18 protein-coding genes and 1 riboswitch are annotated in these 17,915 nt (G+C 71.3%); of the genes, 12 read left to right on the plus strand and 6 right to left on the minus strand.

The window, feature by feature from the left end:
* The first annotated feature begins 45 nt into the window (after window positions 1-45).
* The 10 genes from AB0C28_RS08500 to AB0C28_RS08545 all read left to right on the plus strand — a co-directional run bounded on the left by AB0C28_RS08500 (window position 46) and on the right by AB0C28_RS08545 (window position 12,001).
* Window positions 46-642 carry a phosphoribosylanthranilate isomerase gene (locus AB0C28_RS08500; RefSeq protein ID WP_357842379.1) on the plus strand — a complete coding sequence of 199 codons (597 nt, stop codon included), beginning with the start codon at window positions 46-48 and terminating at the stop codon, window positions 640-642.
* Window positions 635-1,507 carry a GNAT family N-acetyltransferase gene (locus AB0C28_RS08505; protein ID WP_358073469.1) on the plus strand — a complete coding sequence of 291 codons (873 nt, stop codon included), beginning with the start codon at window positions 635-637 and terminating at the stop codon, window positions 1,505-1,507. The genes AB0C28_RS08500 and AB0C28_RS08505 overlap by 8 nt, the downstream gene beginning before the upstream one ends.
* A gap of 288 nt (window positions 1,508-1,795) precedes the next feature.
* The gene (locus AB0C28_RS08510; RefSeq protein ID WP_346110939.1) at window positions 1,796-2,377 is read left to right on the plus strand and encodes a CDP-alcohol phosphatidyltransferase family protein; all 582 of its coding nucleotides are present in this window, start codon (window positions 1,796-1,798) and stop codon (window positions 2,375-2,377) included.
* Window positions 2,378-2,381: 4 nt separating this feature from the next.
* Window positions 2,382-4,904 (plus strand): mannose-1-phosphate guanyltransferase, encoded by a 2,523-nt coding sequence (locus AB0C28_RS08515; protein ID WP_357842385.1) that lies wholly within the window; start codon window positions 2,382-2,384, stop codon window positions 4,902-4,904.
* 250 nt (window positions 4,905-5,154) lie between these two features.
* The gene (locus tag AB0C28_RS08520) at window positions 5,155-5,667 is read left to right on the plus strand and encodes an FHA domain-containing protein (protein WP_357842388.1); all 513 of its coding nucleotides are present in this window, start codon (window positions 5,155-5,157) and stop codon (window positions 5,665-5,667) included.
* A 91-nt stretch (window positions 5,668-5,758) separates the two neighbouring features.
* On the plus strand, window positions 5,759-6,385 hold the full coding sequence (locus AB0C28_RS08525) for a MerR family transcriptional regulator (RefSeq protein ID WP_106237612.1): 627 nt from the start codon (window positions 5,759-5,761) through the stop codon (window positions 6,383-6,385).
* A gap of 133 nt (window positions 6,386-6,518) precedes the next feature.
* The gene (locus AB0C28_RS08530; protein ID WP_090771501.1) at window positions 6,519-6,989 is read left to right on the plus strand and encodes a bifunctional nuclease family protein; all 471 of its coding nucleotides are present in this window, start codon (window positions 6,519-6,521) and stop codon (window positions 6,987-6,989) included.
* A 147-nt stretch (window positions 6,990-7,136) separates the two neighbouring features.
* Complete coding sequence (locus tag AB0C28_RS08535) at window positions 7,137-7,757, plus strand: MerR family transcriptional regulator (protein ID WP_106237615.1); 621 nt, start codon at window positions 7,137-7,139, stop codon at window positions 7,755-7,757.
* Window positions 7,758-7,961: 204 nt separating this feature from the next.
* Window positions 7,962-8,062, plus strand: a riboswitch (glycine riboswitch).
* A gap of 179 nt (window positions 8,063-8,241) precedes the next feature.
* A complete protein-coding gene (gene gcvP, locus AB0C28_RS08540; RefSeq protein ID WP_358073470.1) occupies window positions 8,242-11,076 on the plus strand; it encodes an aminomethyl-transferring glycine dehydrogenase in 2,835 nt (944 codons plus the stop codon).
* A 115-nt stretch (window positions 11,077-11,191) separates the two neighbouring features.
* Entirely contained in the window at window positions 11,192-12,001 is an 810-nt protein-coding gene (locus AB0C28_RS08545; RefSeq protein WP_358073471.1) for a tetratricopeptide repeat protein, read from the plus strand.
* Window positions 12,002-12,023: 22 nt separating this feature from the next.
* Here the strand turns inward: AB0C28_RS08545 and AB0C28_RS08550 are convergent, their stop codons facing one another.
* The gene (locus tag AB0C28_RS08550) at window positions 12,024-12,368 is read right to left on the minus strand and encodes a hypothetical protein (protein ID WP_357842397.1); all 345 of its coding nucleotides are present in this window, start codon (window positions 12,366-12,368) and stop codon (window positions 12,024-12,026) included.
* Between the two features lie 83 nt (window positions 12,369-12,451).
* On the opposite strand from AB0C28_RS08550, the gene AB0C28_RS08555 reads away from it, so the two are divergent.
* Window positions 12,452-13,042: an alpha/beta family hydrolase gene (locus AB0C28_RS08555; protein WP_357842399.1), complete on the plus strand. Its 591-nt coding sequence runs from the start codon at window positions 12,452-12,454 to the stop codon at window positions 13,040-13,042.
* Window positions 13,043-13,159: 117 nt separating this feature from the next.
* On the opposite strand, the gene AB0C28_RS08560 is transcribed toward AB0C28_RS08555, so the two are convergent.
* Together AB0C28_RS08560 and AB0C28_RS08565 are read right to left on the minus strand one after the other, a co-directional pair.
* Window positions 13,160-13,351 (minus strand): DUF5999 family protein, encoded by a 192-nt coding sequence (locus tag AB0C28_RS08560; protein ID WP_106237625.1) that lies wholly within the window; start codon window positions 13,349-13,351, stop codon window positions 13,160-13,162.
* Between the two features lie 207 nt (window positions 13,352-13,558).
* On the minus strand, window positions 13,559-14,119 hold the full coding sequence (locus AB0C28_RS08565; RefSeq protein ID WP_346110930.1) for a TetR family transcriptional regulator: 561 nt from the start codon (window positions 14,117-14,119) through the stop codon (window positions 13,559-13,561).
* 114 nt (window positions 14,120-14,233) lie between these two features.
* On the opposite strand from AB0C28_RS08565, the gene AB0C28_RS08570 reads away from it, so the two are divergent.
* Window positions 14,234-14,632, plus strand: coding sequence for a hypothetical protein (locus tag AB0C28_RS08570; RefSeq protein WP_357842403.1), 399 nt, complete (start codon window positions 14,234-14,236; stop codon window positions 14,630-14,632).
* Window positions 14,633-14,757: 125 nt separating this feature from the next.
* Here AB0C28_RS08570 and AB0C28_RS08575 read toward each other — a convergent pair whose 3' ends face one another.
* The 3 genes from AB0C28_RS08575 to AB0C28_RS08585 form a co-directional block, all read right to left on the minus strand.
* Window positions 14,758-16,182: an RNA polymerase sigma factor gene (locus tag AB0C28_RS08575; protein WP_358073472.1), complete on the minus strand. Its 1,425-nt coding sequence runs from the start codon at window positions 16,180-16,182 to the stop codon at window positions 14,758-14,760.
* Between the two features lie 178 nt (window positions 16,183-16,360).
* Window positions 16,361-16,702 carry a hypothetical protein gene (locus AB0C28_RS08580; RefSeq protein ID WP_357842409.1) on the minus strand — a complete coding sequence of 114 codons (342 nt, stop codon included), beginning with the start codon at window positions 16,700-16,702 and terminating at the stop codon, window positions 16,361-16,363.
* A 43-nt stretch (window positions 16,703-16,745) separates the two neighbouring features.
* Entirely contained in the window at window positions 16,746-17,894 is a 1,149-nt protein-coding gene (locus tag AB0C28_RS08585) for an AMP-binding protein (RefSeq protein ID WP_358073473.1), read from the minus strand.
* Window positions 17,895-17,915 lie beyond the last annotated feature (21 nt).

Here is a 17,915-nt window from a genome sequence, read left to right on the forward strand (position 1 = left end):
GGGAGTGGTCTCCGGGGGCGGCCCGCCGCCGCTAAAGTCGGAGACGTGTATGTGAAGATCTGCGGACTGAGCGAGCCGGAACACGTGGCCACCGCCGTGCGGGCCGGCGCCGACGCCATCGGGTTCGTCATGACCCGCAGCTCCCGCCGCGTCTCGCCCGAGCGCGCGGCGGAGCTGGCCGCGCTCGTCCCCGGCCATGTGCTCACCGTGGGCGTGTTCCGCGGCGAGGACCCCGAGACGGTCAGGGCCGCGGCGCTGACCTCCGGCGTGCGGGCCGTCCAGTTGCACGGCGACCACCCTCACGGCGACTTCACCGCGCTGAAGGACCTCGGCGCCCGCCTGATCAGGGCCGTGGACGCCCAGGCCGACCTGCGCTGTGGCGCCTACGACGAAGACCTGCTCATCGTCGACGCCCCCCAGGCGGGCTCCGGCCTGCCGTGGGACTGGGCGGCGGTGCGCGGTCGTCCCTCCGGGCAGTGGATGCTGGCGGGAGGCCTCGGCCCGGCCAACGTGGCCGAGGCGATCGAGGCCGCACGGCCCTGGGGGGTCGACGTGTCCAGCGGCGTGGAGAGCGCGCCGGGCGTGAAGGACTCCGGCCTGATCGAGGAGTTCCTGGAGGCGGTGCGGCGGGCGCATGGATGAGCTCGCCATAGGCCCCGCCCTCGATCGCGGGAGCGCGGCCGCCGACCTGGCACGCGCCGTCGCCTTCCTGCACGCCTTCGCCCGGCGCAGGGCGCCGGTGGTGCGGCCGGTGCCGGGCGGGTTCGCGGTCCTCGACGATCGTTACCCAGGCTCGTACGACGACAACAAACTCATCATCCGCGAGGCCCCCGGCGAGGACCTGGAACGGGCCGCCGAACTGCTGATGGCCGCGGCCGACGAGGCGCTCGCGACGCGCGGGCACCGGCTGGTGTGCGTCGACGACGACCGGCTCGGCACATCCTGCGCCCCCGCCTTCACCGCCGCCGGCTGGACCCACGAGACCAACCTGGTCATGACCTTCCACTGCCCGACCCCCACCACCCCGCCCCCAACGGCGCCCCAGGCCGCATCCCAGGCCGCATCCCAGGCAATGTCCCCAGTCGGGCCTCCGCCGGTTGAGGTGCTCGGGCTGGAGGAGGTGGTGGCGGTGTTGCGGCGCGACTGGCGGGAGTCGCTGCCCGAGGCGTCCGACGAGACGATCGACGCGCTCGCCCGGCGGGCGGAGGCGCGGCTGCCGGGTGCCGCCACGGTCGGCTTCCGTGGCGTGCGTGCCCCCGGCGGCGAGATCGCCACCAGGGCCGACCTGTACGTCCACGGCGGCGTCGCCCAGATCGAGAGCGTCTTCACCGCCGAGCCGCACCGCGGCCAGGGCTACGCGCGGATCCTGATGAACGCGTTGCTCGCCGAGGTGGCCGAAGCCGAGCTGATCTTCCTGCTGGCCGACGCCGACGACTGGCCCCGCCACTTCTACACCAGCCTCGGCTTCGAGATCGTCGGCCGCACCCACGCCTTCCTCCGCACCTGACCACCCGTTGACGCACCCGACCGCCCGGTGGCGCTTGACCGCCCGGCGTTGTCCGGCCGCCTGACGATTTGATGGCGCTTGACCGTCCGGCCGCACCTGATCGTCCGGCTGTGCCTGGACGTCCGGGACCTGGCTGACCGTTCGGCCGGGCCCGATCGACTGGCCGCGCCCGGCGACCTGGCCCTCCCCGGAACCGGTTCGGCCGTGTGGCCAGGGCCCGGGCAGGGTGGGGAGAGTGGGTGTGAGCGGGGCCGCTGTGTTGGAGTTCCACGCAGTAGGGTCTCCTGCGTGAGCGAAACTTCCGCCGAGGACCGGATCTGGACGGTTCCTAACCTGCTGAGCTTCCTGCGCCTCCTGGGCGTCCCCGTGTTCCTCTGGCTGGTTCTCGGGCCCAAGGCGGACGGATGGGCCATCGGGATCCTCGCGGTGGCCGGGTTCACCGACTGGCTCGACGGAAAGATCGCCCGCGCGTTCAACCAGATCAGCAGGCTCGGCCGGATCATCGACCCGGCCGCGGACAAGCTCTACGTCTTCGCCACCATCCTCGCCCTGCTGCTGCGCGAGGTGATCCCGTGGTGGCTGGTGATCGTCATCCTCGCGCGCGAACTCTTCGTCGCGAGTTTCTTTCCTGTACTTCGCAAACATGGATACAAGGCACTTCAAGTGCATTTCCTGGGCAAGGCGGCCATGTTCAACCTCATGTACGCCTTCCCTCTGCTCTTCCTCGCCTCCCACACTGGGTGGTATGCCGATATAGCCCGAATTGTCGGGTGGGCCTTCGCGCTCTGGGGCACGGGCCTGTACTGGTGGGCGGGGGTGCTGTACGGGATACAGGTGCGGCGGCTGGTAAGCGCGGCCAAGAAGGGGTGATCGGGTGAGGGCGGTCGTCATGGCGGGCGGGGAGGGCACTCGGCTGCGTCCGATGACCGCCAACCAGCCCAAACCCCTGCTCCCCGTGGCCAACCGCCCGATCATGGAACACGTGCTGCGCCTGCTCAAACGGCACGGCGTCACCGAGACGGTCGTCACGCTGCAGTTCCTGGCCGCCCTCGTGCGCAACTACTTCGGCGACGGCGACGAGCTCGGCATGAGCCTCCAGTACGCCACCGAGGACCTTCCTCTCGGCACCGCCGGCAGCGTCAAGAACGCCGCCGACCGCCTGCGCGACGATCGATTCCTGGTGATCTCCGGCGACGCCCTGACTGATATTGATTTATCAGACATGGTGCGATTCCATCGGGAAAATCAGGCATTAGTGACGATCGGCCTGAAACGGGTTCCGAACCCCCTCGAATTCGGCATCATCATCGTGGACGAGGAGGGCCGCGTCCAGCGCTTCCTGGAGAAGCCCACCTGGGGCCAGGTCTTCTCCGACACCGTCAACACCGGCATCTACGTCATGGAGCCCGAGGTCCTCGACGCCGTCGCGTCAGGCGAGCCCGTCGACTGGTCCTCGGACGTCTTCCCCGCCCTGCTGGAGCGCGGCGCCCCCATCTACGGCTACGTGGCCGACGGCTACTGGGAGGACGTCGGCACCCACGAGAGCTACCTCAAGGCCCAGGCGGACGCCCTGTCGGGCAGAGTCAGGCTGGACATCGCCGGGTTCGAGCTGTCCCCGGGCGTCTGGGTGGCCGACTCGGCCTCGGTCGACCCCGACGCCGTGCTCAAGGGGCCCCTCCTGATCGGCTCGTACGCCAAGGTCGAGGCGGGCGCGGAACTGCGCGAATACACCGTGCTCGGCAACAACGCCGTCGTCCGCGAGGGCGCCTTCCTGCACCGCGCGGTCGTCCACGACAACGTCTACCTCGGCCCCGGCGCCCACCTGCGCGGCTGCGTCATCGGCAAGAGCACCGACGTGATGGCCGGCGCCCGCATCGAGGAGAACGCGGTCATCGGCGACGAATGCGTCATCGAGGCCGAGGCGTACGTCTCCAGCGGCGTCAAGGTGTACCCGTTCAAGACCATCGAGGCCGGCGCGGTCGTCAACACTAGCGTCATCTGGGAGTCGCGCGGCCAGCGGAACCTCTTCGGCCCCAGGGGCGTCAGCGGCCTGGTCAACGTCGAGATCACCGCCGAGCTGTGCGTCCGCCTGGCCAGCGCGTACGCCACCACGCTGAAGAAGGGCGAGCACGTCGTCACCTCCCGCGACTGCTCGCTGGCCGCCAGGGCGCTCAAGCGCGCCGTCATCGGCGCCCTCACCGCCGGGGCCATCAACGTCCTCGACCTGGAGGCGGCCCCGCTGCCCGTGGCCCGCTTCCACACCGCCCGCGAGTCGGCCGCCGGCGGCATCGCGCTGCGCACCACCCCGGGCGACCCGCAGAGCGTGGACATCGTCATCATGGACGGCCGCGGCGCCGACCTGCCCCCGGCGGCCCAGCGCAAGCTGGAGCGGGTCTTCTCCCGCCAGGAGTTCCGCCGCGCCTTCCCCGGCGAGATCGCCGAGCTCACCTATCCGGCCAGGGCCGTCGAGGACTACACCCACGAGCTGCTGCGCCACGTCGGCGTGGCCGGCGTCAAGGACATGAAGGTGGTCGTGGACTGCGCGGGCGGCACCTCCTCGCTGGTGCTGCCGACGCTGCTCGGCCGGGTGGGCGTCGAGGTGCTCACCGTCAACGCCCGCCTGGACGACGTCTCGCCCACCGAGACGCTGGCCGGGCGCCGCCGCGACCTGCAGCGCCTGTCCGAGCTGGTCGGCTCCTCGCGGGCGGCGTTCGGCGTGCGCTTCGACCCGGTCGGCGAGCGCATCGCCCTGGTGGACGAGCAGGGCCAGCTCATCGACGAGGAACGCGCCCTGCTCGTCGTGCTCGACCTGGTGGCGGCCGAGCGCAGGGGCGGCCAGGTGGCGCTGCCGGTCACCACGACCAGGGTCGCCGAGCAGGTCTGCCGCTTCCACGGCGTCCAGGTGCAGTGGACCTCCACCGCGCTCGACGCCCTGACCTCCGCCGCCGCCGGCCCCGACATGATCTTCGCCGCCGACGGGCGCGGCGGCTTCGTGGTGCCCGAGTTCAGCCCGGCCATCGACGGGCTGGCCGCGTTCATGCGCCTGCTCGGGCTGGTGGCCCGCACCCGCCTGTCGCTCAGCCAGATCGACGCGCGGATCCCGGAGGTGAAGCTGCTGCGCCGGACGGTCCCCACGCCGTGGGCGGCCAAGGGCGCCGTGATGCGCTCGGTCATGGAGGCGGCCGAGGCCGAGCCCGACGGCCACCGCGTCGACACCACCGACGGCGTGCGCGTCGCGCACGACGACGGGAGCTGGGTGCTGGTGCTGCCCGCCGCCGCCGAGCCCGTCACCGACCTGTGGGCCGAGGCCGGCGACGTGGACGGCGCCCAGGCGCTGCTCGAACGCTGGGCGCGCATCGTGGAGCAGGCGGCGGGCCGGCCCGGTCACGGAACGTGATCGGAAAGGCTTTACCGATGATGTGCGCGGAGAGTGCCGCAAGATCGTAATGTAGAAACGCGCGGCGGCATGGACCACGGGGCGGGGGCGGCGGTAACTTTGTCTGCGTCCGAACCAACGTGCAGCGCCCCGCCTTGACCTTTGCCGCTGATCAGCGTAAGTTGCGGCATTCGCAAACTTGAAATAGCGAAGCGAGGCGCGCCCCAGAGCACCGTCGCCGCGTCTTCGCGGTAGGAGGCCGAGCCGATCGATGCCGAGCGTCTACTGCACGCAGTGCGGGCACGCCAACCCCGAGGATGCCCGTTTCTGTTCCCGCTGTGGGTCACCGCTGACCAGGCCCGAGGTCTCCGGGGACACCACGTCGACGATCTCCGTCGCGGGAATAGAGGCGTACGAGGCTGAGACAGGCGACATGCTCCTGGCCGAGCGAGCGCTGGTCGAGCAGCTGCCGCCCGGCACGGCGTTGCTCACCGTCACCAGGGGCCCCAACCAGGGCAGCCGCTTCCGGCTGGACAAGGAGCTGACTACCACGGGGCGTCATCCGGAGAGCGACATCTTCCTCGACGACATCACCGTCTCCCGCCGCCACGTCGAGTTCTACCGCCACCGCGGCGGCCAGTTCTCCGTGCGCGACGTGGGCAGCCTCAACGGCACCTACGTCAACAGGGAGCGCATCGAGGAGGTCCCCCTGCACTCCGGAGACGAGGTGCAGATCGGCAAGTTCCGCCTCGTCTTCCTGATGCGAGGCAACCCCGGGGTATGAGCGGGCGGAGCGAGAGACCCATGGACACGGCCTCCGCACGCCCGCGGCCACGGGAGGCGGTCGCGTGAGTTCTCAGGCGGCACGGTCGCACATGAGCATCGGGGAGGTGCTCGCGCTCCTGCAGGGCGAGTTCCCCGATGTCACGATCTCCAAGATCAGGTTCCTGGAGGGCGAGGGGCTGATCGAGCCGGAGCGCAGCCCCTCCGGCTACCGCAAGTTCACCCACCTCCACGTGGAGCAGCTGCGCTTCATCCTCACCGAGCAGCGCGACCACTACCTCCCGCTGCGGGTGATCAAGGACCGGATGGCCGAGAGCTTCGGCCGGCCACGCGAGGTCCGGCAGGCGCAGGAGGTCAGGCTCGACCGGGCCGAGCTGCTCGAGGCCGCCGAGATCGACGAGGAGACGCTCGCCGAGCTGGAGGACTACGGCCTGCTCGTGCCCGTGGCCAGGCGCTACGACGAGGAGGCGCTCAAGGTGGCCCGCGCCGTGGGCGCCCTGTCCCGCTTCGGCCTGCACGCCCGCCACCTGCGGGCGGTCAGGGCCGCGGCCGAGCGCGAGGCCGGGCTCGTCGAGCAGACCGTCGCCCCGATACTCAAGCGGCGCGCCCCCGGCGCCATCGGCGAGGCCGACGAGGTGGCCAGGGAATTGACCGCCCTGCTGCTCGACCTGCACGCATCCCTTGTACGCACGGGCGTCCGCTCGGTCCTGGGGCGTTGAGAGCGTCGCGAGCTGCCAGGCCCGGGCACATTCGAGGCCTGCCGGGTGTTACGTTGAATTGAAGAAGCCATGTCAGCAGAAGTGATGACCGAAGAGCTGTGCCGGGTGACCGGTCAGGAATACGGAGCAGCCCGTGTTGCAGATGGAGGTCGTGGGCGTACGAGTTGAAATGCCCACTAATCAGCCGATCGTCTTGCTCAAGGAGGCACACGGGGAGCGGTTCCTTCCGATATGGATAGGCATGACCGAGGCCACCGCCATCGCGCTGGCCCAGGCGGAGGAGCCGCCGCCGCGGCCCCTCACCCATGACCTGTTCAGAGACGTGCTGAGCGCGCTCGGCGTCGGGCTGCGCGCGGTCAACATCGTCGCCCTGCGTGACGGCATCTTCTTCGCCGACCTGGTCTTCTCCAACGGCGTGGAGGTGAGCGCGCGGCCGTCCGACTCGATCGCGCTCGCGCTGCGCACCGGGGCCCGCATCTTCGCCAGCGAGGAGGTCGTCCAGGAAGCCGGGGTCATCATCCCGGACGACCAGGAGGACGAGGTGGAGAAGTTCAGGGAGTTCCTTGACACGATCACTCCCGAAGACTTCGGCAGGGCGGGGTAGGTATTTCAGTGCATTTACGCTTCACGACGCGCCGAGCCGGATCGTTGACTGCGCATGGTCACGGTCCTACGGTGCAAGTGAAACCCGTGGTCGCCTTTTACGAACCCCCAGATCAGGCCACGGGATGAGAGAAAGCCGGAGGTCCGCGTGGCGGTCAGCAGCGGCGAGGGAAAGACGGCCGGCCAGGAAGATCCGGTACGGCGCGAGAGCGCGCGGCAGCGTGCCGGAGAGCAGGGTCTGCTCTTCGACCAGCAACCCAGGACGCTGCCGGGTGACATCGGATACCGCGGGCCGACGGCCTGTGCGGCGGCCGGCATCACCTACAGGCAGCTCGACTACTGGGCACGCACCGGTCTGGTGGAGCCCACGATAAGAGCCGCGCAGGGCTCGGGATCGCAGCGGCTCTACAGCTTCCGCGACATCCTGGTGCTCAAGGTCGTCAAGCGGCTGCTCGACACCGGAGTGTCGCTGCAGCAGATCCGTACGGCCGTGCAGCACCTGCGTGACCGCGGGGTCGGTGACCTCGCGCAGATCACGCTCATGAGCGACGGCGTCAGCGTCTACGAGTGCACCTCGGCCGACGAGGTGATCGACCTGCTCCAGGGCGGCCAGGGCGTGTTCGGCATCGCGCTCGGCCGGGTCTGGCGTGAGGTCGAGGGCTCCCTCGCGGAGCTGCCGGGGGAACGCGCGGCGGTCGAGGACACCGTCCCGGCCGACCATCCCGCTGACGAGCTGGCCCGCAGGCGACGCGCCCGCCGCACCGGCTGAGGGCACCCGGCTCCACGAGGGCCGGGATGCCGGAAGAGGGGACTCCGATCCCCGGTATGACGCGCAGGCCCCTGGGAATGCGGGGCCCCGCGGCCACCTCCCGAGAGGGCGCCTGGGAGCGCTGAATCCCCAGGGAACACGCACGCGACGGTCCGATGACCGGCTAATGGGGCGTAGCGGTGTAATCTAGGACAGCAAGGCTGACGACCCCGTGCGGGAGAGTCCCCGGGCCCATCGCGGCGCCGGGGCGCCGAAGGAGCAACCCTCCCCGGAATCTCTCAGGCATCCTGTACCGCTCGGGCGAGGCGACTCTGGAAAGCAGGCGCTCCCGCCAGGGGCGCCTCACCGACGGTGCAAGCCCCACCGGGGGTGAAGCTCTCAGGTCGCGGTAGCACGTACGTCGTGCGGCCGCGCTGACAGAGGGGGAGATCCGGCACTCGCCCGCGCCCTGGCGCCGGTCTCCACAGCCTCGGGAGGCACACCCATGACCGATCTGTCAGCTCCGCCGTTCTCGTCCAGGCACATCGGCCCGTCGGAGTCCGAGCAGCAGCGCATGCTCGAAGCCGTGGGCTTCGAGTCCGTGGCGGATCTGGTGGCGGTGGCCGTGCCCGAGTCCATCAGGGTCAAGGACCGCCTCAAGCTGCCCGCCGCGATCGGCGAGGCCGAGGCCGTTGCCGAGCTGCGCGCCCTGGCCGGGCGCAACCGCGTGCTCACCTCGATGATCGGCCTGGGCTACTACGACACCGTCACGCCCGCCGTCATCCGCCGCAACCTGCTGGAGAACCCGGGCTGGTACACCGCCTACACGCCGTACCAGCCGGAGATCTCGCAGGGGCGCCTGGAGGCGCTGCTGAACTTCCAGACCGTCGTCTCCGACCTCACCGGCCTGCCCGTCTCCGGCGCGTCCCTGCTGGACGAGGCCACCGCCGCCGCCGAGGCCATGACGCTGGCCCGCCGGGCGGGCAAGTCGAAGAGCTCCGTGTTCGTGGTGGACGCCGACGCGCTGCCCCAGACCAAGGCTGTGCTCGCCACCAGGGCCGAGCCGCTCGGCATCACGCTGGTGGAGCACCCGCTCGACGGCGAGCTGCCCGAATGCTTCGGCGTGCTCGTGCAGTACCCCGGCGCCTCGGGCCGGCTGCGCGACTTCCGCGCCGTGGCCGCCGCCGCCCACGAGGCCGGCGCGCTGGTCGTGGCCGCCGCCGACCTGCTGGCCCTGACGCTCATCGCCGCCCCCGGCGAGCTGGGCGCCGACATCGCCATCGGCTCCTCACAGCGCTTCGGCGTGCCGTTCGGGTTCGGCGGGCCGCACGCCGCCTACATGTCCGTACGCGAGGGGCTGCAGCGCCAGCTCCCCGGCCGCCTGGTGGGCGTGTCGGTGGACGCCGACGGCGACCCCGCCTACCGCCTGGCCCTGCAGACCCGCGAGCAGCACATCCGCCGCGAGAAGGCCACCAGCAACATCTGCACCGCCCAGGTCCTGCTGGCCGTCATCGCCGGCATGTACGCCGTCTACCACGGCCCCGAGGGCCTGCGCCGCATCGCCCACCGCGTCCACCGCCACGCCGGCGCGCTGGCCGCCGGGCTGCGCGAGGGCGGCGTGGAGATCGTGCACCAGGAGTTCTTCGACACCGTGCTCGCCCGCGTGCCCGGCCGGGCCGCCGAGGTCGTGGCCGCCGCCGCCGAGCGGGGCGTCAACCTCTGGCAGGTGGACGACGACCACGTCTCCGTCGCCTGCGACGAGAAGACCGGCGCCGCCGAGGTGGCCGCGGTGCGGGCCGCCTTCGGGATCTCCCCGGACGGCGGGGCCGAGCCCGAGCACACCCCCGACGCGCTGCCCGCCGAGCTCCTGCGCGAGAGCGCGTACCTGACCCACCCGGTCTTCCACGCCCACCACTCCGAGACCGCGATGCTGCGTTACCTGCGCAAACTGCAGGACAAGGACATCGCTCTCGACCGCTCCATGATCCCGCTCGGCTCCTGCACGATGAAGCTGAACGCGACCACCGAGATGGAGCCGATCACCTGGCCCGAGTTCGCCGCGATCCACCCGTACGCGCCCGCCGGGCAGACCGAGGGCTACCGCGAGCTCATCGGCACGCTGGAGGGCTGGCTGGCCGAGGTGACCGGCTACGACGCCGTCTCCCTCCAGCCGAACGCCGGCTCGCAGGGCGAGTTCGCCGGGCTGCTGGCCATCCGCGCCTACCACCGCGACCAGGGCCAGGGCGAGCGCGACGTCTGCCTCATCCCGTCCTCGGCCCACGGCACCAACGCCGCCAGCGCCGTCATGGCCGGCATGCGGGTCGTCGTCGTGGCCTGCGACGACGACGGCAACATCGACCTGGCCGACCTCGACGCCAAGATCGACAAGCATCGGGACGCGCTGGCCGCGATCATGGTGACGTACCCGTCCACGCACGGCGTGTACGAGGAGAGCATCACCGAGGTCTGCGCCAAGGTGCACGAGGCCGGCGGCCAGGTGTACGTGGACGGCGCCAACCTCAACGCCCTGGTCGGCCTGGCCAAGCCGGGCGAGTTCGGGGCCGACGTGTCCCACCTCAACCTGCACAAGACCTTCTGCATCCCGCACGGCGGCGGCGGCCCCGGCGTCGGCCCGGTCGCGGTCCGCGCCCACCTGGCCTCCTACCTGCCGGGCCACCCGCTGCACGACGGCAGCGCGGTCGGTCCCGTCTCGGCGGCCCCGTACGGGTCGGCCGGCATCCTGCCGATCTCGTGGGCGTACGTCAGGATGATGGGCGCCGACGGACTCACCGCCGCCACCGAGCAGGCCATCCTGTCGGCGAACTACCTGGCCAGGCGGCTGGCCCCGCACTACCCGGTCCTCTACACCGGCCGCGGCGGCCTGGTCGCCCACGAGTGCATCATCGACCTGCGCCAGATCACCAAGGAGACCGGCGTCACCGTAGACGACGTGGCCAAGCGGCTCATCGACTACGGCTTCCACGCCCCGACCATGTCGTTCCCCGTCGCAGGGACCCTCATGATCGAGCCGACCGAGAGCGAGGACCTCGCCGAGCTCGACCGGTTCGCCGACGCCATGGCCGCCATCAGGGCCGAGATCGCCAAGATCGCCTCCGGCGACTACGACAGGACCGACAACCCGCTGCGGAACGCGCCCCACACGGCCGAGTCCGTCAGCGCCGACGAGTGGACGCACCCGTACGGGCGCGGCGAGGCCGCCTACCCGCTGGCGTCGCTGCGCGACGGCAAGTACTGGGTGCCGGTGCGCCGCATCGACCAGGCCTACGGCGACCGCAACCTGGTGTGCTCCTGCCCCCCGCTGGAGGCGTACGAGGACTGAGCCGAGCGAGGTGGGAGGACTGTCACCCCGGTGCCAGTCCTTCCGCGTCAAGTGAGCAGACATGATCGTCAGAAGTCGTTAGGCTTCGGTGCGACCGTCGCCCCAAGGAGCTCTCTTGACGTCCTCAGAGCTGGAGACACCGCCCCTCGACACCGCCCGCCGCCTGGCCGAGGAGGGTGACCTCGACGCCGCGGCCGACATCCTGAGCCGGCTCGCCGCCGACCCGGGCGAGCCCGACAGGGCGCAGGCCGCCGTGGGCCTCGCCGTGGTGCTGGAGCAGCGCGGCGACGTCGAGCGGGCCAGGGCCGCCGCCAGGACCGCCCTGGCCACCGGGCACCCCGAATACGCCGCCCAGGCGGCCTGTCACCTGGCCCAGGGCTTCGAGCGGGAGGGCCGGGCCGACCAGGCCAGGGCCGCCTGGCAGGCCGTCCTCGGCGTCGGCACGGCCGCGTACGTGCCGCTGGCCCACCTCGCGCTGGCCCGGCTGGCGGTCGAGGCGGGCAACCTGGAGGAGGCCGGAGACGAGCTGCGCGCAGCCGTGCGCGCGGGCGTCGAATCCGGTGACGACAAGATGGGCGCGCACGCGGCGCAGCGGCTGGCCGAGCTGATGCTGGAGCACGGGGAGCCGGGCCCGGCGGCCGAGGTGCTGCTGGAGGCGCTGGAGTTCGCCCCCGCCGACGAGGTGCCCGGCCTGCGGGTCCAGCTCGGCATCGCGCATCTGGAGCTGGCCTGCGCCGAGTTCGCCGAGAGCGTCGAGGGCGGCGCCGACCCGCGTACCGGCGCGCTGGCCATCGAGCTGCTCGCCCGCACCCTGCCGCTGCGCGGGCGCGACGACGACGCGGGCCGGGTGTGGACGTACGGGCTCGAACACGAGGACGAGACGCTGGCGGCCGAGGTCCGCCTGCGCTACCAGCGCGGCGCCTGACCCCGCGCCGCCTGCCCGCAGGTCAGGGGCGGCGCATGACGGCCGCCGCTGCCGCCACGTTGACCAGCACGATCGCCAGCCACGCGACCAGCAGCCCGAACGCGCCTCCCGTGGTGCCCGCGATGGCCGTGAGCGGAACCCCGATGCCCAGTGAGCCCAGCGCGATCGGGACCAGCGGCGTCGTCTGACCCGCCTTCTTGCGCGGCGTGGCGCCGTGGTGGTCGAGCTCGGCCCGGACCCGCGCGGCGATCGTGGCGTCGAGGCGCTCCATGAACGAGTCGACGAGCGCCGGCTCGTAGTCGGCGCCGAGCTCGCGGCGCGCCTCCAGCGTGGCCCGCAGGTCGTCCCTGAGGCGTTTGTCTGACATGGACAGCATCATCTCCCGCCGCGCGCCGCGCCGTCATCAGCCCTGAGGTCTAGTGCGCGATCCTCCCCAGGTACCGTGCTGCCATGCAGGTGATGACCCCGAGAGGGCCGGCGCTGGTCGAGGTGGACGAGGTCGCGGACGCGCGGCTGCTGCTGGTGCTGACCCACGGATCGGGCGGGGGAGTGGAGGCCCCCGACCTGCTGGCCGTGCGCGACGCCGCCGTGGCGGCCGGGGTGAGCGTGGCCAGGGTGACGCAGGCGTTCCGGGTGGCGGGGGCGCGGGCGCCAGGTTCGGCGGCGCGGCAGGACGAGGCGTGGGAGATCGTCCTGGGCGAGTTGCGGGCGGCCCGGCCGGGGCTGCCGGTCGTGCAGGGCGGGCGGAGCAACGGGGCCCGTGTGGCCTGCCGGACGGCCAAGGCCGTCGGAGCCGCCGCGGTGGTGGCGCTGGCCTTCCCGCTGCACCCGCCGGGGCGGCCTGAGCGGTCGAGGGCCGATGAGCTGCGCGGCGCCGGCGTGGACGTGCTGGTGGTGAACGGGGAACGCGACCCGTTCGGCGTTCCCGACGCCGGGGACGCCGCGCGCCTGGTGGTGCTGCCGGGGGAGGGCCATGAGCTGAAACGTGACCCCGCCCGGGTGGGCGAGGTCGTCGCGGAGTGGATCGTCCGCTACGCGTAGGCGTGGATCTCGCGGGACGCGGAGGCGACGCGTAGGCGTGGGACTCGCTGGAGGCGTGCGTGTGGACCCTGCCTGAGGCGTCAGGCCGGACGCGGGCGCGGACCTCGCAGGGAAGCGTCAGGCGGCGCCGACGGCGGGCCGGTGCGGGGCGATGGCGGTGCCGCTGGGAAGCAGCTCCCCGGTGTCCTCGAACAGGACGACGCCGTTGCAGAGCAGGCTCCACCCCTGTTCGGGGTGGCAGGCCAGGGTGCGTGCCGCCTCGCGGTCAGGCGCCTCGGCATCCGGACAGGCCGGGTCGTGCGGGCACATCGGCGTGCCTCCGATATCTCGTGGGTCGCTCCCGTGCTGGAGGGTCGGGAGCCGGCTCGGGTTGTTGTGTTCGTTCTGGCAAGTGTGCGATGTGTGTCACGTGTTCCGACATAGTCCGTTCGGACTGTTACAGGAGGATCCCCGGGTCGTGTGACCTTCGACACAGCGTGCCTTATGCAGGATAACGGGCCAAGCGTGACACGCGCATCACGTTTGCAATCCCTTGAGCAGAGCGTCGAGCCCGCGCTCGAAGTCGATATCGGCTCTTTCGTCCCTCCTGACCCATTCATCAACCTCCGGGTCGGCCCATCCGGACTGCTGCACCTCCACGGCCACGCTGCCGAACACGAACGCCCGCAGCGACCGCACGGCCTCCGGGGCGTCGCCGAGACCGCCCTCGGCGAGCTGCTCGGTCTGCTCCCTGATGGCGATGGCGGTCGCCCCCTTGGGCGGCTTGGTCAGGGCCAGGGCCAGCACGCCAGGATGCTCGCGCAGCAGCTCCCTGCCCGCCCGGCACCACGCCCTGGCGGTCTCCTGCCAGGTGGGGCCCCGCTCGACGTGGACGGTGGTGACGTGTTCCGCCAGGGCGTCCATCAGCGCCTCCTTGCCGCGTGGCAGGTGGTGGTAGATGGCCATGGCCTCCACCTCCAGGGCGTCGCCCAGGCGGCGCATGGTGAGGCGGCGCAGGCCCTGGCTGTCGGCGATGTGGAGTGCGGCCTCGATGATGCGCTCGCGGGAGAGGGGCACCGGTGGTCTCTTGGCGGGCATGGAGATCATCTTACTATGTAAAGGCGGTCGCGCCAGGGCGATTTCCGCCCGTGTCGCGCGACGGCGTACCCTTGGGCGTTGCACCAGTACCGACAGCTTTAAGGGGCAGGGCCGATGGCGTTTTTCCGTCCGCGGGTGAGCCGGGAGGCAGAGGTCCGCTACCACGCGGACCTGGAGATCTCCAAGAGCTTCCCCGAGTTCATCGAGAAGGCCAGGCAGGCCGAGCAGGTGCTGCGCGAGCTGCAGGCGGCGGGAGCCGACGAGATCGAGCTGCTGGCGGCCGGGAAGGCCTTCGACGCGGCGCTCACCGAGGCGCTGCGCGCCGCCGAGGCCGGGCAGCGGGCCACGTTCGGAGTGAAGGCCTACGACGACCGGATCGCCCGCCGCAAGGCCAAGGCCACGCCGGCCGGCGCCATGTGGACGGCCGAGGTCGAGCGGCTGCGCACCCTGCGCGAGGACAACCGGCTGTGGGGGATCCCCCGCGTGCCCAGGCCGGTGCCCGCGACCGCCTGACCTGAGAAGGTCACGCTCGCGGCTGTCCGGTCCGGCCAGACTGTCTGGATACGCGGGCTGGATACGCGGGCTGGATACGCGAGCGAATGAGCCCCGGCGCCGTGTGAGGGTGCCGGGGCTCTCGTTCAGCTGGCCCAGTCGAGCAGCGGGCGCGTGTTGCTCGGGTGGCGCAGCTTGGACAGAGACTCCTTCTCCAGCTGCCTGATGCGCTCCCTGGTCAGCCCCAGGTACTTGCCGATCTCGTCCAGGGTGTGCGGCTTGCCGTCCACCAGGCCGAAACGCAGCGCCATGATCTTCGACTCCCGCGGCGAGAGGTTGTCGAGCACGCCCCGCAGCTGGTCGCCCAGCAGCTGGCGGTCGACGATCTCCGACGCCTCGGGGGAGTCGACGTCCTCGATGAGGTCGCCGATCGTGGTCTCCCCGTCCTCGCCGATCGTCGCGTTCAGCGAGATCGGCTGACGGCTCGTGCGCAGCAGCTCCTCGATCTGGTCCGGCGTCTTGTCCAGCTCGACGGCCAGCTCCTCGGGCGTGGGCTCGCGGCCCAGGCGCTGGTGCATGTCACGCTCGACGCGCGACAGCTTTGACAGCATCTCCAGCACGTGCACGGGCAGCCGGATCGTCCTGGCCGAGTCGGCGAAGCCGCGCTGGATGGCCTGGCGGATCCACCACATGGCGTACGTGGAGAACTTGAAGCCCTTGGTGTAGTCGAACTTCTCCACGGCCCTGATCAGGCCCAGGTTGCCCTCCTGGACGACGTCCAGCAGGGACATGCCGCGGTCGGTGTACTTCTTGGCGACGGAGACCACCAGCCGCAGGTTGGCCTCCAGCATGTGGTCCTTGGCCTGCCGGCCGTCCTCCACGACCAGGTGGAGGTCCGCCCGGGCGGCGGGCGACAGGTCGGGCTGGGTCTCCAGCTTGTACTCGGCGTACAGGCCCGCCTCGATCCGCCTGGCCAGCTCGACCTCCTGGGCGGCGGTGAGCAGGGTGCGGCGGCCGATGGACTTGAGGTAGGTGTGCACCGAGTCGCCCATGACGGACTGCGTGTCGTCCAGGTCGATCGGCTCGTTGTCGATTTCGGCTTCCTCCGCGTTCGCGACGAGGTCGTCCGGGACGTCCTCCTCGTGCTCGGGCTTGGACTCCGGCGCCGTCACCGCCTTCGCCGCATCGGCCGTGGCGGCTCGCGCGCCGTTGCCGGTGCCGTTCCCATTGCCGTTCGCCGCGCCGTTCACCGCGCCGTTCACCGGGGTGGTTTTTGCCTCGGAGCCCTTGCTGCGGGTACTCTTTGCCCGCGCGGTCTTCCCGGCGGAAGTGGTCTTCTTCTGGGCGTTCTTCTTGGGGGCGGTCGTGCTGAGAGACGGCTCGTTCTCGGCGGCCAGGCTCACGCCGGCCTCCGAAAGCTCGCGCAGGATCGTGCGACCTTCAGAGGGGCTGATGCCGGCCATCGCGAACGCGTCACGCAGCTCCGCCAGAGAAAGGTGACCCTGGGCTCGCCCTCGTTCAATCAGCTGATCGAGAGCAGCGGGTGGGGTCGCCACGGCGGTTCTGGGCATGAGGACACCTCCTCCGTACGGAGTGGAAGCGATCAGGCAGGTTGTGGTGGGGCGGCTTCGCATCCGCACGGCGCACCAGTATCAATAACGCCAAACGCCGTCATTTGTTCCCGTGCGCCCTAAGCGGGGCGAAAAAGGGGCGGATCGCCCACATGACGAACCGCCCCAGGGGTCGTGTTTATTCCGTCGACCCGTGACCGCCCGGCTGCACCTCAGGCATCGGCATGGGCTCGGCGTCCTCCATGCGCTGGTCGGTCCAGTATTCGAGGACCTTCTCCGGATCCGGGTTGATCTCCCTGGAGACGATGAAACCGTCGGTGGTCGCGGGGGCCGGAGTCGCGTCCAGCACCTGGGGCAGCTCTTGGGGCTCGCCGGACGGCGCCTTCTCCACCACGGCTCGGGTCTCCCTCGCGACCTGGTCGAGCTTTCCCGCCGAGGCGGCCGCCGCGACTGAGGCGCCTCCGGCGACGATGACGCCGACGACGGCCGCGGATGCCCACAGCTTGCGGGTCTGGTCCATGAAGGCTCCCTCCTTCTCCCCACTATGACGCATCGGCCACTCGTCAGGTTCCTGCCCTAAGCCGCATCAAATCGGTCTTGCCGTTCGGGAGCAGCGGGAGTCGCTCGACGAGCCGCAGGTCGCGCGGGGCGGCGTAGGGGGCGAGCCTATCGCGGCAGAATGCCCGCAATTGCTGAAGTGTGACGGGTGTGTCGGGGTCGGCGGGGACCACGACGGCGGTGACGCGCTCGCCCCACTCAGCGTCGGGCAGGCCGATCACGGCGGCGTCGGCGACGTCGGGATGGGCGCGCAGGACGGCGGTCACGACGCCGGCCACCACCTTCTCGCCGCCGGTGTTGATGACGTCGTCGGCCCGGCCGAGCACGCGCAGGCGGCCGTCGTTCAGCTCGCCGAGGTCGGAGGTGACGAACCAGCCGCCGTCCAGCGGGGCGGGTGGCTCGGCGAAGCGGTAGCCGGAGAAGAGCACCGGGCCGGAGATCCTGATCAGCCCATCCGCGCCGATTTTGAGATCTACATTGTCAAGGGGCCGGCCGTCGTACACGCAGCCGCCGCTCGTCTCGCTCGACCCGTACGTCGTCACGACCCTCGCGCCGAGGGCGGTGGCCCGCTCGACCAGGCCGGGCCCAGGCGCCGCCCCGCCCAGCACGATGGTCCTGAACACCGACAGATCCGCCCCCATCTCGACCAGCCGGTGCAACTGGGTGGGCACGAGGGAGACGTGGTGGGCGCCGGAGTCCAGCACCGCGTGCGGGTCGAAGGCCGGGTGGATGATCGGCTCGCTCTCCGAGAGCAGGGCGCGGACCAGGACCTGCAGCCCCGAGACGTGGGAGACGGGCAGGCAGCACAGCCAGCGGTCGCCCTTCGCGGCGCCCACGCGGCGGATCGAGGCGGCCGCGCACGCGCGCAGCGCCTCGGCGGAGAGCATCACGCCCTTGGGCGGGCCGGTAGTGCCGCTGGTGGCGATCACGATCGCCACGTCGCCCGGCACGCCGGCCCCGCCGGGTCTGGGGACGCCGTTCACGTGGGTGGGGCGCAGCGCGTCCAGGGCGGGCTCGTGGTGGCCGGGGGAGAGCGGGAGGACGGCCGGGCCGTCGCCGGAGAGGGCGTCGCGGATCGCCGTGAAGAGGGCGGTCCCGGCAGGCTGCACAATGGCATGCAGCGGGCGGTCCGGATGCGACGGGTTCCTCCACATGCTCGTAAGGTTAATGGTGAC

It is taken from the genome of Nonomuraea sp. NPDC048892, from assembly GCF_040649735.1.
Lineage (GTDB): Bacteria > Actinomycetota > Actinomycetes > Streptosporangiales > Streptosporangiaceae > Nonomuraea > Nonomuraea maheshkhaliensis.

Coding starts and splice junctions, on each gene's coding strand:
- AB0C28_RS08580 (WP_357842409.1), bottom strand. CDS start 16,702: ATGGACCAGACCCGCAAGCTGTGGGCATCCGCGGCCGTCGTCGGCGTC.
- AB0C28_RS08560 (WP_106237625.1), bottom strand. CDS start 13,351: ATGTGCCCGCACGACCCGGCCTGTCCGGATGCCGAGGCGCCTGACCGC.
- AB0C28_RS08565 (WP_346110930.1), bottom strand. CDS start 14,119: ATGCCCGCCAAGAGACCACCGGTGCCCCTCTCCCGCGAGCGCATCATC.
- AB0C28_RS08555 (WP_357842399.1), top strand. CDS start 12,452: ATGCAGGTGATGACCCCGAGAGGGCCGGCGCTGGTCGAGGTGGACGAG.
- AB0C28_RS08550 (WP_357842397.1), bottom strand. CDS start 12,368: ATGTCAGACAAACGCCTCAGGGACGACCTGCGGGCCACGCTGGAGGCG.
- AB0C28_RS08505 (WP_358073469.1), top strand. CDS start 635: ATGGATGAGCTCGCCATAGGCCCCGCCCTCGATCGCGGGAGCGCGGCC.
- AB0C28_RS08575 (WP_358073472.1), bottom strand. CDS start 16,182: ATGCCCAGAACCGCCGTGGCGACCCCACCCGCTGCTCTCGATCAGCTG.
- AB0C28_RS08585 (WP_358073473.1), bottom strand. CDS start 17,894: ATGTGGAGGAACCCGTCGCATCCGGACCGCCCGCTGCATGCCATTGTG.
- gcvP (WP_358073470.1), top strand. CDS start 8,242: ATGACCGATCTGTCAGCTCCGCCGTTCTCGTCCAGGCACATCGGCCCG.
- AB0C28_RS08570 (WP_357842403.1), top strand. CDS start 14,234: ATGGCGTTTTTCCGTCCGCGGGTGAGCCGGGAGGCAGAGGTCCGCTAC.
- AB0C28_RS08525 (WP_106237612.1), top strand. CDS start 5,759: ATGAGCATCGGGGAGGTGCTCGCGCTCCTGCAGGGCGAGTTCCCCGAT.
- AB0C28_RS08520 (WP_357842388.1), top strand. CDS start 5,155: ATGCCGAGCGTCTACTGCACGCAGTGCGGGCACGCCAACCCCGAGGAT.